General features: G+C 68.6%; 15 protein-coding genes. 5 read left to right on the top strand and 10 right to left on the bottom strand.

The features are described 5' to 3' along the window. The coding region (locus ACNQQL_RS18195; protein WP_347064974.1) for a LysR family transcriptional regulator at positions 1 to 588 on the bottom strand (588 nt) is incomplete at its 3' end. 109 nt (positions 589 to 697) lie between these two features. Between ACNQQL_RS18195 and ACNQQL_RS18200 the strand changes: the two genes are divergently transcribed. From ACNQQL_RS18200 to ACNQQL_RS18210, 3 genes are all read left to right on the top strand, one after another. Next, entirely contained in the window at positions 698 to 1,081 is a 384-nt protein-coding gene (locus ACNQQL_RS18200; protein ID WP_204422540.1) for a tautomerase family protein, read from the top strand. 126 nt (positions 1,082 to 1,207) lie between these two features. After that, positions 1,208 to 2,851 carry a CHAD domain-containing protein gene (locus ACNQQL_RS18205; protein WP_347064975.1) on the top strand — a complete coding sequence of 548 codons (1,644 nt, stop codon included), beginning with the start codon at positions 1,208 to 1,210 and terminating at the stop codon, positions 2,849 to 2,851. A 48-nt stretch (positions 2,852 to 2,899) separates the two neighbouring features. Continuing rightward, positions 2,900 to 3,736, top strand: coding sequence for a TOBE domain-containing protein (locus ACNQQL_RS18210; RefSeq protein WP_347064976.1), 837 nt, complete (start codon positions 2,900 to 2,902; stop codon positions 3,734 to 3,736). Between the two features lie 180 nt (positions 3,737 to 3,916). Here ACNQQL_RS18210 and ACNQQL_RS18215 read toward each other — a convergent pair whose 3' ends face one another. From ACNQQL_RS18215 to ACNQQL_RS18230, 4 genes are all read right to left on the bottom strand, one after another. Beyond that, positions 3,917 to 4,618, bottom strand: coding sequence for a sulfate/molybdate ABC transporter ATP-binding protein (locus ACNQQL_RS18215; protein ID WP_347064977.1), 702 nt, complete (start codon positions 4,616 to 4,618; stop codon positions 3,917 to 3,919). A 64-nt stretch (positions 4,619 to 4,682) separates the two neighbouring features. Further along, positions 4,683 to 5,360, bottom strand: coding sequence for a molybdate ABC transporter permease subunit (gene modB / locus ACNQQL_RS18220; protein WP_072439394.1), 678 nt, complete (start codon positions 5,358 to 5,360; stop codon positions 4,683 to 4,685). A 10-nt stretch (positions 5,361 to 5,370) separates the two neighbouring features. Continuing rightward, complete coding sequence (modA, locus tag ACNQQL_RS18225) at positions 5,371 to 6,165, bottom strand: molybdate ABC transporter substrate-binding protein (RefSeq protein ID WP_347064978.1); 795 nt, start codon at positions 6,163 to 6,165, stop codon at positions 5,371 to 5,373. 136 nt (positions 6,166 to 6,301) lie between these two features. Continuing rightward, on the bottom strand, positions 6,302 to 7,000 hold the full coding sequence (locus ACNQQL_RS18230) for a phosphatase PAP2 family protein (RefSeq protein WP_347064979.1): 699 nt from the start codon (positions 6,998 to 7,000) through the stop codon (positions 6,302 to 6,304). 258 nt (positions 7,001 to 7,258) lie between these two features. Here ACNQQL_RS18230 and ACNQQL_RS18235 point away from each other — a divergent pair, with 258 nt between their 5' ends. Both ACNQQL_RS18235 and ACNQQL_RS18240 read left to right on the top strand, forming a co-directional pair. Beyond that, positions 7,259 to 8,368: a PHB depolymerase family esterase gene (locus tag ACNQQL_RS18235; protein WP_072439400.1), complete on the top strand. Its 1,110-nt coding sequence runs from the start codon at positions 7,259 to 7,261 to the stop codon at positions 8,366 to 8,368. 81 nt (positions 8,369 to 8,449) lie between these two features. After that, on the top strand, positions 8,450 to 8,626 hold the full coding sequence (locus tag ACNQQL_RS18240) for a DUF3563 family protein (protein WP_065502568.1): 177 nt from the start codon (positions 8,450 to 8,452) through the stop codon (positions 8,624 to 8,626). A gap of 108 nt (positions 8,627 to 8,734) precedes the next feature. On the opposite strand, the gene ACNQQL_RS18245 is transcribed toward ACNQQL_RS18240, so the two are convergent. The 5 genes from ACNQQL_RS18245 to ACNQQL_RS18265 all read right to left on the bottom strand — a co-directional run bounded on the left by ACNQQL_RS18245 (position 8,735) and on the right by ACNQQL_RS18265 (position 12,275). Next, entirely contained in the window at positions 8,735 to 9,154 is a 420-nt protein-coding gene (locus ACNQQL_RS18245; protein ID WP_034185184.1) for an organic hydroperoxide resistance protein, read from the bottom strand. Positions 9,155 to 9,311: 157 nt separating this feature from the next. Beyond that, positions 9,312 to 9,764 (bottom strand): MarR family winged helix-turn-helix transcriptional regulator, encoded by a 453-nt coding sequence (locus ACNQQL_RS18250; RefSeq protein ID WP_072439402.1) that lies wholly within the window; start codon positions 9,762 to 9,764, stop codon positions 9,312 to 9,314. Positions 9,765 to 9,979: 215 nt separating this feature from the next. After that, positions 9,980 to 10,789 carry a BPSS1780 family membrane protein gene (locus ACNQQL_RS18255; RefSeq protein ID WP_072439404.1) on the bottom strand — a complete coding sequence of 270 codons (810 nt, stop codon included), beginning with the start codon at positions 10,787 to 10,789 and terminating at the stop codon, positions 9,980 to 9,982. After that, positions 10,780 to 11,778 (bottom strand): homoserine kinase, encoded by a 999-nt coding sequence (locus ACNQQL_RS18260; RefSeq protein WP_347064980.1) that lies wholly within the window; start codon positions 11,776 to 11,778, stop codon positions 10,780 to 10,782. Before ACNQQL_RS18260 ends, ACNQQL_RS18255 begins: the two co-directional genes overlap by 10 nt. 101 nt (positions 11,779 to 11,879) lie before the next feature. After that, a complete protein-coding gene (locus tag ACNQQL_RS18265) occupies positions 11,880 to 12,275 on the bottom strand; it encodes a hypothetical protein (protein WP_034185188.1) in 396 nt (131 codons plus the stop codon). Between the last annotated feature and the right edge of the window lie 101 nt (positions 12,276 to 12,376).

Raw genomic sequence — 12,376 nt, forward strand, 5'->3', positions numbered from 1 at the left:
GTGTATAAGCGACCGGCACGGGCCGGCCAGCACCGCGAGCGGCAGCGGCTCGCCCGCGCGCGGCGCCCAGTCCGGCGCGGCGAGCCAGGCCAGCGGTTCGGCAAACAGCAGCGTGCCGTCGTCGCGCGGCGGGTCTTCGCCGGGCTCGTGCCGCACGATCGCCGCGTCGAGCCGGCGTTCGTCGTATTGCGCGAGCAGGCCCGCCGACATCCCGAGATGCATTTCCAGCGACAGCCCCGGATCCTGCCGATGCAGGCTCGTGAGCACGGCCGGCAGGTCGGGTACCGCGACGTGCTCGCTGACGCCGAGCGACAGGCGGTGCGTGCCGGCCGAGATCGCGCCGAGCGCGTGGTCGTGCGCGTCGAGCAGCGCACGGGCGGCCGGCAGGAAGTTTTCGCCGTCTGCGGCCAGCTTGACCACGCGCGGCGTGCGCGCGAGCAGCGGCTTGCCGAGGTGTGCCTCCAGCCGCTTCAGTTTCAGGCTGACGGCCGATTGCGTGGTGCCGAGCGCGTCGGCGGCGCGCGTGAAGCTGGCGAGATCGGCGACCAGCACGAACGCGCGCACGGCATCGAGGTCGAGTACTTTCATTTCAAATGAAAATGAATGAAATATTCATTGATGACTGTTCATTATAGTTCGGCGGGGCTAACCTGATGCCGTGTTTCCGTTCTTCAACGTCACCGACAGGAGCAGGACCATGCCATTCACCCGTATCGCAGTGCGCGAAGGCAAACCGGCCGCATACCGTGCGGCGCTCGTCGACGGCGTGCATCGCGCGCTGATGCACACGTTCAACGTGCCCGAGGACGACATCTTCATGGTCGTCACCGAGCATGCGGCCGAGAACTTCGTGTACGGCCGCCATTACCTCGACATCGAACGCAGCGACGATCTCGTGATGATCCAGATCACCGCGAACAACACGCGCACGCTCGAGCAGAAGCGGGCGCTGTACCGGACGATCGCGGAGAACCTCGCGCAGCAGCCCGGCGTGCGGCAGCAGGACGTATTCATCAGTCTTGTCGAGGTGCTGAAGGAGGACTGGTCGTTCGGCAACGGCATCGCGCAATACGCCGTTTGATGTGCGACAGCGCGACAGGGCCGGATCGTCGCCTGCGCGTTTTGACGGCGTGTACTATGGAAGTTGCTTCACGGACGACGCCGGCGCGGACGATGCGCCGGCGATTCTTCATGTGCAGGAGCTTCCATGTCGCGCGTGCTGGAAATCGTGTTGTCGTTGTCGCTGGAAGGCTGGCCGGTCAAGGCTGGGAGTCGCGCTCGCGGCACGCAGCGCGATTTCGGCGCCGAGCTCGTGCGCGCATGGCGGATCTGCCCGCAGGTCCGGATGCGGCGCGGCCATGAGCGCGTGACGATCGAGCCGTGCCAGGTCGAGGAGGCCGAGCCGAGCCCCGGCGCGAGCTGGTGGACCTGGGTCGAGTCGAACGCGCATGGCAGGCGGGTCGTCGCGTCTCGCACGAAAGCGTTCGCGCCCGGCGTCACGCAGCGCGAACTGTTCGACGCGGATCATGCGGGCATCGTCGTCGCGATGCCGCTGCCCGTGCCCGCAACAGGCGCCGCGGTTGATGCCGATGCGCCGACGGGCGACGTCGACGAAGTCGACGGTGTCGCGCCGGACGCCACCGAGCGCTCCGCCGCCGGCGCGCCGCCGGAATCGACGGCGATGTGCCTCGTCAGCGAACGGCGGCGCGGGCGGTGGGCCGACGACAGCGGCGTCGTGGTCGAGATGACGCTCGACGACGTCACGCTGCACGGCGGTGGCGAGCAGCCGCGCCGCTACGTCGAACTGCGTCTCGCCGCGCCCGACTGGGAAACCTCTGCCGCGCGCGCGGCCGCGCTGCACGCGCTGTTTGCCGCGGCGCGCGAACTGAGCGGCGCGTGGCCCGCATTCGTGCAACTGACGAGCGTGATCGACCGCGCCTGTGCGGGCGAGCCGGCCGCCGCCGGGCCGGTCAAGGCGCGGCTCGTCGACCTGACCGGCATCCGCACGCAGCGCGCCGCGCTGTTCGCTCTGTCCGGCGACATCGCCGCACAATGGCTCGGCAACGAGGGCGGCGTGCTCGATCGCGACGATCCCGAATTCGTGCATCAGATGCGCGTCGCGCTGCGCCGCCTGCGCACGCTGATGCGCTTCTTTCCGAGCTTTGCCGACCGCCAATGGAAGGACGCGTTCGGCGCCGACCTGCACTGGCTCGCCGCACTGCTCGGCACGGTACGCGACTGGGATGTGTTCTCGACCGAAACCCTGCCCGCGCTGATCGCGGCCGACGGCGGCGGCGCCGACTGGGACGGCACGCTCGACGCCGCGCGTGCGCAGTCCATGGCCGCGCGCGTCGAACTGCGGCAGGCGCTGCATTCGGCCCGCTATGCGCGGCTGACGCTCGGCTGGCTCGAATGGCTGAGCACGCTCGCGCTGCCGCCTGCCGAAGGCGGCGACGCGCCGTCGCTGCGGCGTCACGCGACGAAGCGCGTGCGGCGGCTGTTCGGCCATCTTTACGCATCGCCGTCGCTCACGTCGCTCGATACGGCTGCGCGCCATCGGGTGCGGATCGACGCGAAGCGGCTGCGCTATGCGCTCGAATTCTTCGCGTCGCTGGCATCGCGCCGCACGCGCAACGAGACGGTCAAGACGCTCGCGCGCGTGCAGACCGTGCTCGGCGAATCGAACGACACGATGGTCGCGCTGCAACATCTCGAGCAACTGACGGCGCCGCCGTACCAGCTCGGTTTCGTGCGCGGCTACGGCGCGGCGCTCGAACAGCGCGCGGCGCGCGACGCCGAGACGCTGCTGGCCAGCCTGCGCCCGCCGAAGCTCGACGGCAAGCCGGGCTGAGCGGCGCGCGCTGAATATAATGGCCGCCCGTTTCCCGCACCCATGCCGATGACCGACGTACCGCATTCTTCCCCGTCTTCCGAGCCGCTCGAACTGGGCGGCGAGCTGTGGCTGCGCGCGGGCGAGCAGACGCTCGGCGGCGCCACGCGCATCGCGCTGCTCGCGGCGATCGGCGACACCGGTTCGATCACGCGCGCGGCGAAGGCCGTCGGCCTCAGCTACAAGGCTGCATGGGATGCGGTCGACACGATGAATAATCTCGCCGGCGAACCGCTCGTCGCGCGTTCGACGGGCGGCAAGGGCGGCGGCGGCACGACGCTGACGCCGCGCGCGACGTCGCTGATCGCCGCGTTCCGCACGATCGAGCGCGAGCATCGCCGTTTCATCGACGCCGCGAGCGCGGCCGTTGCCGGGTTCGACGTCGACTGGGCGTTGATCGGCCGGATCGGCATGAAGACCAGCGCGCGCAACCAGTTGTTCGGCAAGGTCGCATCGATCGTGCGCGGCACGGTCAACGACGAAGTGACGCTCACGCTGCCGGGCGGGCAGCCGATCGTCGCCGTGCTGACGCACGAAAGCGCCGATGCGCTCGGCCTGCGGGAGGGTGCGGACGCCTGCGCGCTGGTGAAGGCGTCGTGGGTCGTGCTGGCGGTCGACGATGGCGGGCCCGAGCTGAAGGTGTCCGCGCGGAACCGGCTGCGCGGCAGCGTCGAATCCGTCGCGGCGGGCGCGGTGAACAGCGAAGTGACGCTGGCGCTCCACGGCGGCGGGACGCTGACGGCCGTCGTCACCAACGAAAGCGTCGATGCGCTGCAGCTCGACGCCGGCCGGCCGGCGATCGCGCTGTTCAAGGCATCGAGCGTGATTCTCGCGGTGACGGGCTGACGGCGCAGGCACGGCAGCGCGTGCGTGCTGCGGCGATCGTGTGACGGACGGGGGCGAAGCCGGCGCCGGACGTCGTCCGCATGGCGCCGGCTTCGTTTCCGTTTCCAGCTTATGCCGCAGCGTGCGGCTTCTCTCAGGCTCCAGCGTGGCTGCCAGCGCCACGACCCCGGCCTCGCGCGCTCACGCGACGCGCGTCGGCCACTCGGCGTGCGGCGGTGCCGCCTGCACGCGTCCTTCGCTCAATTGCACGACCTGGTCGCCGAACGCGGCGACGTCGTCGGGGTCGTGCGAGATCAGCACCATCGGGATGTCGAGCCGCGCCTGCAACTCGGCGAGCTCGTGGCGCATGCGCTGGCGCATCGCGGCGTCCAGTGCCGCGAACGGTTCGTCGAGCAGCAGGATCCGCGGTTGCGCGACCAGTGCGCGCGCAAGCGCGACGCGCTGCTTCTGCCCGCCCGACAGTTGCGACGGATACTGCCCCGCGAGCGCTTCGAGGTCGAACGCGTGCAGCCAATACGCGACTTCTGGCGGCACCGTCTTCGCGCGCGGGTTGCGCAGGCCCGACGTGAGCCCGAACGCGATGTTCTGGCGCACGTTCAGATGCGGAAACAGCGCGTAGTCCTGGAACAGGTACGCGACGCGCCGTTCCCGGGTCGGCACGTCGATGCGGCGCGCGGCGTCGAACAGCGGCTTGCCGTTCAGCGTGATCGTGCCTGCGTCGGGCGACAGCAGGCCGGCGATTGCCTGCAGCGTCATGCTCTTGCCCGCGCCGGACGGCCCGAACAGCACGACGCGCTGCGTCGCCGCCGTGAACGACACGTCGAGCGTGAAACGGCGCTCGGCGTTCGCGTAGGTCTTGCGGATATCGACGACGAGGCTCATGCGGGCCTCCGCCGAAGCAAGCCGGCCGCCGCACGAGACAGGCGATACGGACGAGGCAGGCGCTTCATGTCAACTGGCTCCGCCGGGCGCGCGACGGCACGAGCCAGCCGGTCGCGAGCAGCACGAGCACGCAGGTGATCGACGTCACCAGCACGAGGAAGTTGGCCGTGTTGTCGTCGCCGGCCTGCACGGCCGCATAGATCGCAACCGACAGCGTCTGCGTACGGCCGGGCAGGTTGCCCGCGATCATCAGCGTTGCGCCGAACTCGCCGAGCGCACGCGCGAACGCGAGCAGCGCACCCGCGAGGATCCCGCGCGTGGCGAGCGGCAGCGTCACGCGGAAGAACACCGCGGCTTCGCCGAGCCCGAGCGTGCGCGCGGCGCGCTCGAGATGCGGATCGACGCCCTCGAACGCGGCACGCGCCGACTTCAGGATCAGCGGAAACGCGACGACCATCGATGCGATCACTGCGCCTTGCCACGTGAAGACGAGCTCGATGCCGAGCTTGTCGAGCCATGCGCCGAACACGCCGCGCCGGCCGAGCAGCACGAGCAGGTAATAGCCGAGCACCGTCGGCGGCAGCACGAGCGGCAGCGTCAGCAGCGAATCGACGACGTCGCGCAGCGGCGAGCGCCAGCGCGCGAGCACGAACGCGGCCGCGACGCCGAGCACGATGTCGAGCGCGGTCGCCCAGCCGGCGACCTTCAGCGACAGCAGCAGCGGTACCCAGGCATCTTGCATCGCGATACGCTCACTTGCCCGCGGGCTTGAAGCCGAACGTCGACAGCACGGCCTGGCCCTGCGGCGACGAGACGAAGTCGACGAACGACTGCGCCTGCGCGGTGTGGCGGCTGTCCTTGACCACGGCGATCGGATAGGTGATGGCCGTCTTCGTCGGCACCGTCAGCGCGACCTTCACGCGGCCGGGCATGATCGCGGCGTCGGTGCCGAACACGAAGCCCGCGTCGACCTCGCCGCGCGCGACGTAGTCGAGGCTCTGGCGCACGTTGGCGGCCAGCACGCCCTTCGCGCTGACGGCATCCCACACGCCGGCCGCGCGCAGCGCGCCTTCGGTGTAGCGGCCGACCGGCACCGATGCCGGGTCGCCGTACGCGATGCGCTTCACGCCGGGCGCCGTCAGGTCGTTCAGCGACGTCGGCGCGGCCGCGTGGCTGTCCGCCGGAACGATCAGCACGAGCGAGTTCGCCGCGAAATCGCGGCGCGTGCCGGGCACGATCACCTTTTCGTCGGCCGCGCGATCCATCGCCTTCTGGTCGGCCGACGCGAACACGTCGGCCGGCGCGCCCTTGGCGATCTGCTGCATCAGCACGTCCGACGCGCCGAAGTTGAACAGCACCTTGGTATCGGGATGCTGTTTCTGGTACGCGTCGCCGACGGCCTTGAACGCGTTCGTCAGGCTGGCGGCCGCCGACACGACCAGTTCGTCGGCGGAAGCGGGCGCGCTGAACGCGACACCGGCGGCAAGCGCGGCGATCGGCAGCAGGCGGAGCAGGGTGCGGCGAAGCGGACGGACGATTGAGCGCATGACGGATTCGTTGGAATGGGTGGAAACCGTAATCGTAATATAGGGCGGGTTATAACGCTTGGCATACCGCTCATGCGAGGGGGCGCATGAAATGGTCAGACCTGAAGAACGGCGGGCGTGACGGCAGGACGCCCCGTCACGCGTGCAGCGTGTGCGTCGACGATTCGGTGCGCTGCAGCGACGACGGCTGCGACGCGGGGCGGTAGTTCGGGTTGGCCTTCCAGCGCGCGCGGACGAACGGGCGCTCGTGGCCCGACAGTTGCAGCGCAACCTTCGTGACCCAGCGATGCGACGGCACCGTGATGCCGTGTAGCGCGACGGTGACGAGTGCGAGGCTCACGATGACCGCGGGTGCCGACCAGCGGTGCGGCACCGCGCGCCATGAGCCGGCGATGAACGCGAGCGCAGCGATCGCGCCGACGATGCAGCCGGTGATCGATTCGGACGGCGAATGCGCATCGAGCGCGACGCGCGACACGCCGACCGCGATGCCGGCCGCGAGCCCGAGCGCGATGCCGGCGATCCGCGCCGGCGTGCGCATGCGGATCAACATCAGGAAGATCGCGACCGGATAGACCGACGTCGACAGCATCGCGTGGCCGCTGAAGCCCGTGAAATCCCACGCACGGATGCCGATGCCCCAGCCGAGGAACGCGATCTTCGTGAGCGCGACCACGCCGATCGCGGCTGCGAGCACGCCGAGCCATGCGGCCGCACGCTGCCACGAGTAGCCGAGCGCGAGCCAGACGGCGATCGTGATCGCGAGCGGCAAGGTCAGGCCGGCGCCGCCGAACGCGGTGATCATGATCCACAGGTGAGACGGCAGGTCGAACATCGGGAAGGGGCGAACAGAGGCGGGGAGGATGCTTAAATCAACGCGCGAGCCGGGAAGAACGACTACAACGGATACAAGCGGCGAAACCCCAGTATAGCGCCGCGTGCGCACGAGCCCCGTTTTTTGCGCCGTCGGGAACTCACCGCGCGCAGGAAAAATCCCAGAAACAATGTTATGGTGCATTGCACAAAGTCGAACGATGCATCCGTTGCGGCGCCCTTGTTGCGCCCCTATTTTTCCTGACTGCGAGCCCGATCGATGACCAAAAGTCTGACCAAGGTGTGGCTGGGCGGCATGAAACGCATGCTGTCTCCGGCCGCCAAACGCGCGGCGCGCGATGCGCAGCGCATCACACGCGACGCACTCGAGGCCGCCGCCTCTCCCGCCGTATCCGATCTGTCCCCGCCGCGCGAATCGCGGGTGCGGCCGCGCGCGGCCGCGTGGGCGGCGGGCGAGTGGACGCGCGGCGAACATCCGATGGCGCCCGCGCTCGGGCGTCTCGTCCAGAATCTCGCATACGGCCTCTACGTGCCGCCCGGCCGCCGGCGCGGCGCGATGCCGCTCGTCGTGATGCTGCACGGCTGCCAGCAGTCCGTCGACGAATTCGTGCAGGGCACGCGGATGAACCTGCTGGCCGACAAGCACGGTTTCGCGGTGCTGTATCCGGAACAGTCGCTGCGCGCGCACGCGCACGGCTGCTGGCACTGGTATGAAGACACCGACCGCGCGGGCCGCGGCGAGGCGAACGCGGTTGCGTCGCTGGTCGACGCGCTTGTCGACGAACGCGGCTTCGACGCGTCGCGCGTCTATGTCGCGGGGCTGTCGGCCGGTGCGGGCCTCGCGTCGCTTCTTGCACTGCACCATCCGGACCGCTTCGCCGCGGTCGCGCTGCACTCGGGCCCCGCGCTCGGGGAGGCGAACTCCGGCATCACCGCGATGGACGTGATGCGGCGCGGCGTGCGCCAGAACCCGGCCGCAGCCGTCGATGCGCTGGTCGACGCCAGCGGGTATCCAGGCATGCCGGCGCTGATCGTCCAGGGCGACGGCGACCACGTCGTCGCGCCGAAGAACGCCGACCAGCTGACGGTGCAGTTCATGCGGCTGAACGGGCTCGCCGACAGCCGCGGCGCGCTGCGCGGCGGCGAACGTGTCGAGACGCGCGGCGCGGGTGCACAGATCACCGATGTCTGCCGCGACGGCGAACCGGTCGTGCGGCTCTGCCATGTGAAAGGGCTCGATCACGCGTGGGCCGGCGGCGACGAAGCCGTGCCGTTTCATGCGGCCGTCGGCCCCGATGCGAGCGCGATGATCTGGGCCTTTTTCGAAGCATATCGGCGCACTGTGGCGACCGAACGACGCATCGTCTGATCGACGCTGGCCAAAAACTAGGGTTTTCCCTATAATTCGGGAAAACCCTAGTCAAAGACCCTTTGGATTGCGAGATCGAACATGTACCTGCTGAGCCACCTCTTCCTGATGCTGACCAAGAACGCTGAAACGGCCCGTAAAGAGCGCGCCGAGGCGTACCTGTCCGAAGCGACCGACATCTACGATCTCGAATTCCGTATGCGCAAGATCGATCGCGAAGCGTCGATGAACCGCCCGTATTCGTTCGGCGCGCGTTAAGCAGCGCAAGGCGGGCCGGCCGGCCCGCCGTTTCGGCGAGTCACGCAAAAGGGCGCGTGCGGCTTGATGCCGCACGCGCCCTTTTTGCATTCGTCGTCCTGCGTCGCGTCAGACGACCGTCAGGCGCACCGGCACGTTGTTGCGCGTTGCGTTCGAATACGGGCATACGTGGTGCGCCTTTTCGACCAGCGCCTGCGCGTCGGCCTTGTCGAGCCCCGGCAGCGACACGCGCAGCTCGATGTCGAGCCCGAAGCCGCCTGCGTCGTTCGGGCCGATGCCTACTTCCGCAGTAACCTGCGTATCGGCCGGCAGCGCCTGCTTGTTCTGGCCGGCGACGAATTTCATCGCGCTCAGGAAGCACGCCGAGTAACCTGCGGCAAACAGCTGCTCCGGATTCGTGCCTTCCGCGCCCGTGCCGCCGAGTTCGCGCGGCGCGGCCAGCTTCACTTCCAGCTTGTTGTCGGCGGATACCGCGCGGCCGTCGCGGCCGCCCGTGCTCGTGGCGCTCGTCTTGTACAGAATGTTCATCGTGCAGCTCCTGTCGGGAAAAGGGGAGAAAGGCGGCCCGGTCGAATGGAATGTCGCCGGCCACGAATAAAATATAGAACACAAATCATTGGTGTGCAAATGAAATTTTGAAGAAAAAACCCGGCGGTGCCGGGCCGGTCGGCCGATGCTCGGTTCGTCAGCGTTCGTTAGCGGCCGACAGCGCGTCGCGCAACTGCTGGAGATCGGCGCGCAGCCTGATCAGGAACTCGGGCGTTTGCTGCATCGCGCAGAAGAGATCGGCGGGCACGGAGCGCGCGCGGTTCTTCAGCGCCCGGCCTTCCGGCGTCACGCGTACGTTCACGACGCGTTCGTCGGCCGCGCTGCGCACGCGCTCGACGTAGCCGAGCGCTTCCAGCCGCTTGAGCAGCGGCGTGACCGTGGCCGGGTCGAGGTCGAGCCGCGCAGCGATGTCCTTTACCGCGATGTCGTCGCGCTCCCACAGCACGAGCATCGCGAGATATTGGGGATAGGTCAGCGACAGCTTGTCGAGCAGCGGCTTGTACGCTTTCGTCATCGCGTGCGAAGTCGAGTAGAGCGCGAAGCATAGTTGCTCGTCGAGCGTCTGGGGGAGCGGGGGTGGGCGGTCCATGATTCGGGAGGCGCGGTGGACGCGCGAACAATTTGTACGCAAATTATTTTGCGCGCAAAAGATCGGGTTGAACAGGGGCGCCCGGCTAGGGGCGCCCGGCCAGGGGCGGCGGGCGAAGGGTGCGCGGAGCGGCGCAAGACAGGGAGGGGCGCCGGGACGCAACCCGGCGCGGAGAATAGCGTGACGGCCGGCGACGCGCGCCGGCCGGGGGGGCTTCAGCGGCCCGACGTGGTCGTCGGCGCGCCCGGCTCCTGCACGCCGAAGCAGCCGCGATAGGTCGCGTAGAACGAGCAGTACAGCATCGTGACGATGATGATCGTCACCGGCATCATGATCGTCAGCGCATAGGCGCCGGCGCCGAGCGCCTGCAGCAGCAGCGACAGCGCGAGCGACGTGCCGAGCGCGACGCCGAACCACAGCACGCCGTACACGGCGAACGCGCCGCGATTGCGCCAGCAGCTGACGATGCTGAAGAACAGCGCCTTCGCGGGCGGGACGTCATGCCATGCGACGAGCACCGGCGCGAACCAGAACAGCATCGCGATCGGCAGATACAGCAGTGTCGCGAACATCAGCGCGCCGAACGTGCCTTGCGCGGCGAGCGTTTCCGGCGTCGTGCTCGCTTCGTCGGCCGCGCCCATCATCACGTGGAACAGCGCGCCGCCGTCCACGAACGACGAAGCGGCGAACACGAGCACCATCGACGCGACGTAGATCACGCCGAGCACGAGCAGCCGCTGGGTCGTGACGGTGCCGTACGAGCGGAAGCCGTCGATCAGGATCGTCGGCATCACCGGCTTGCCGGCCACCGTGTCGCGGCACGCGGCCATGAAGCCGACCGCGATGCCGGGAATGAGCACCAGCGGCAGCGCCGAGCCGATCACGGGCACCATCGACACCAGCGTGATCGCCAGCAGGTACGTGAAGAACAGCGTGATGAACGCGAGCGGGTTCCGGCGGAACAGCCAGACGCCTTGACGGAACCAGACATAGCCCGTTTTCGCGGGCACTTCGATCAGTTGCATGCGGTTTGGATCTCGGGAAGCGCGGGCGTATGCGCGATACGCTCACGCAGGATGCGTTCGAAATGACCGGGGTCGTGCGGCTTGAGCATCTCGGCCGCGCGCGGCAGGTAGAAGTCGTACAGGCGCGACACCCAGAAGCGGTACGCGCCCGCGCGCAGCATGTCGCTCCAGTGGCGGCGTTCCTCGGCCGTGAACGGCCGCACGGTCTGGTACGCGCGCAGCAGCGCATCGGCGCGCGCGACGTCGAGCACGCCGGTCGCGAGGTCGACGCACCAGTCGTTGACGGTCACCGCGACGTCGAACAGCCATTTGTCGCAGCCGGCGAAATAGAAGTCGAAGAAGCCGCCGAGCCGCACGTCGTGGCCGGTGCCGGGCGCCGCGTGCGCGAACAGCACGTTGTCGCGGAACAGGTCGCAATGGCACGGCCCGGCCGGCAGCGCCGCGTAGTCGTCCGACGCGAAGAACGCGGCCTGGTGCGCGAGCTCGCCTTCGAGCAGCGTGCGTTGCGCGTCCGTGATGAACGGCACGATTGCCGGTACGTTCTCTTGCCACCACGGCAGGCTGCGCAGGTTCGGCTGGTTGCGCGGATAGTCGCGCCCCGCGAGGTGCAGGCGCGCGAGCATCTGCCCAACCTCGATGCAGTGTTCGACCCCCGGCGCGAGTTCGGCCGCGCCGTCGAGCTTCGTGACGATCGCGGCCGGCTTGCCGTGCAACTCGCCGAACAGCGCGCCGTCGTCGCGCGGAATTGGATCCGGCACCGGCACGCCGTGGCTGGCCAGGTGGCGCATCAGGTCGAGGTAGAACGGCAGCTGTTGTGCGGTCAGCTTTTCGAAGATCGTGAGGACGTATTCGCCGCGCGTCGTCGTCAGGAAGAAATTGCTGTTTTCGATACCGGACGGAATGCCGCGAAACGCAAGCACGTCGCCCAGTTCGTAGTGGCGCATCCATTGCGCGAGATCGGAGTCGGAAACAGCAGTGAAAACGGCCATGCGGGATGCGTCAGGTCAGGGTGTCGGCACGCGGGCGGCATGCGTCGCGACAGCAGGTGAAGGGAGGCGGCGCGCCGCAATCGATGCGGCGCGCGACGGAATCAGTAGCGCAGGTTCAGCGACGGCAGGCGCGTGATCGGGATGCCCGCGTCGTGCGGCTTCGGCGACGTGTCGGGCGTCGAGCTCATCTGGTAGCGCGTGCCGAAGTTCGACTTCACGTCGATCTCGACCGGCTTGCCGCGGTCGCGGTACTCGGTGACCTCGGTGCCGTTCTTGCTCTTTTCATGGAAGCTCGGCGTGCGTCGAATGTCGGCGAAGTCGACTTTCGACGTGACTTCGGCGCCAGGCCGGTTGATCTTGCGGAGATCGGGCAGGCCGGCGGCTTCGTTGGCCTCGGCCCGCGCCTGCGCGTCGGCGTCAGGCGTGGCGCCGGCGGCGTAAGCGACGCTGGCGGCGGCAAACGCGGCGGCAGCGGCGACGAGAATGAGCGGCTTCATGATGAGTCTCCAGTGAACTCACTGATTTTAGCAAATACTGCGCGTCATCCGGCCCTGGCGTGCGTATGGGCGGCCACGAGGGTGACAGGGTTCCGTGGTAA

Origin of the sequence: Burkholderia sp. LFS061, assembly GCF_047978125.1 — a bacterium.
GTDB lineage: Bacteria > Pseudomonadota > Gammaproteobacteria > Burkholderiales > Burkholderiaceae > Burkholderia > Burkholderia pyrrocinia_C.

What these genes read in the sequence shown, in the direction of transcription:
- ACNQQL_RS18200 (WP_204422540.1), top strand. Translation starts at nt 698, where the DNA reads ATGCCATTCACCCGTATCGCAGTGCGCGAAGGCAAACCGGCCGCATAC.
- ACNQQL_RS18205 (WP_347064975.1), top strand. Translation starts at nt 1,208, where the DNA reads ATGTCGCGCGTGCTGGAAATCGTGTTGTCGTTGTCGCTGGAAGGCTGG.
- ACNQQL_RS18210 (WP_347064976.1), top strand. Translation starts at nt 2,900, where the DNA reads ATGACCGACGTACCGCATTCTTCCCCGTCTTCCGAGCCGCTCGAACTG.
- ACNQQL_RS18215 (WP_347064977.1), bottom strand. Translation starts at nt 4,618, where the DNA reads ATGAGCCTCGTCGTCGATATCCGCAAGACCTACGCGAACGCCGAGCGC.
- modB (WP_072439394.1), bottom strand. Translation starts at nt 5,360, where the DNA reads ATGCAAGATGCCTGGGTACCGCTGCTGCTGTCGCTGAAGGTCGCCGGC.
- modA (WP_347064978.1), bottom strand. Translation starts at nt 6,165, where the DNA reads ATGCGCTCAATCGTCCGTCCGCTTCGCCGCACCCTGCTCCGCCTGCTG.
- ACNQQL_RS18230 (WP_347064979.1), bottom strand. Translation starts at nt 7,000, where the DNA reads ATGTTCGACCTGCCGTCTCACCTGTGGATCATGATCACCGCGTTCGGC.
- ACNQQL_RS18235 (WP_072439400.1), top strand. Translation starts at nt 7,259, where the DNA reads ATGACCAAAAGTCTGACCAAGGTGTGGCTGGGCGGCATGAAACGCATG.
- ACNQQL_RS18240 (WP_065502568.1), top strand. Translation starts at nt 8,450, where the DNA reads ATGTACCTGCTGAGCCACCTCTTCCTGATGCTGACCAAGAACGCTGAA.
- ACNQQL_RS18245 (WP_034185184.1), bottom strand. Translation starts at nt 9,154, where the DNA reads ATGAACATTCTGTACAAGACGAGCGCCACGAGCACGGGCGGCCGCGAC.
- ACNQQL_RS18250 (WP_072439402.1), bottom strand. Translation starts at nt 9,764, where the DNA reads ATGGACCGCCCACCCCCGCTCCCCCAGACGCTCGACGAGCAACTATGC.
- ACNQQL_RS18255 (WP_072439404.1), bottom strand. Translation starts at nt 10,789, where the DNA reads ATGCAACTGATCGAAGTGCCCGCGAAAACGGGCTATGTCTGGTTCCGT.
- ACNQQL_RS18260 (WP_347064980.1), bottom strand. Translation starts at nt 11,778, where the DNA reads ATGGCCGTTTTCACTGCTGTTTCCGACTCCGATCTCGCGCAATGGATG.
- ACNQQL_RS18265 (WP_034185188.1), bottom strand. Translation starts at nt 12,275, where the DNA reads ATGAAGCCGCTCATTCTCGTCGCCGCTGCCGCCGCGTTTGCCGCCGCC.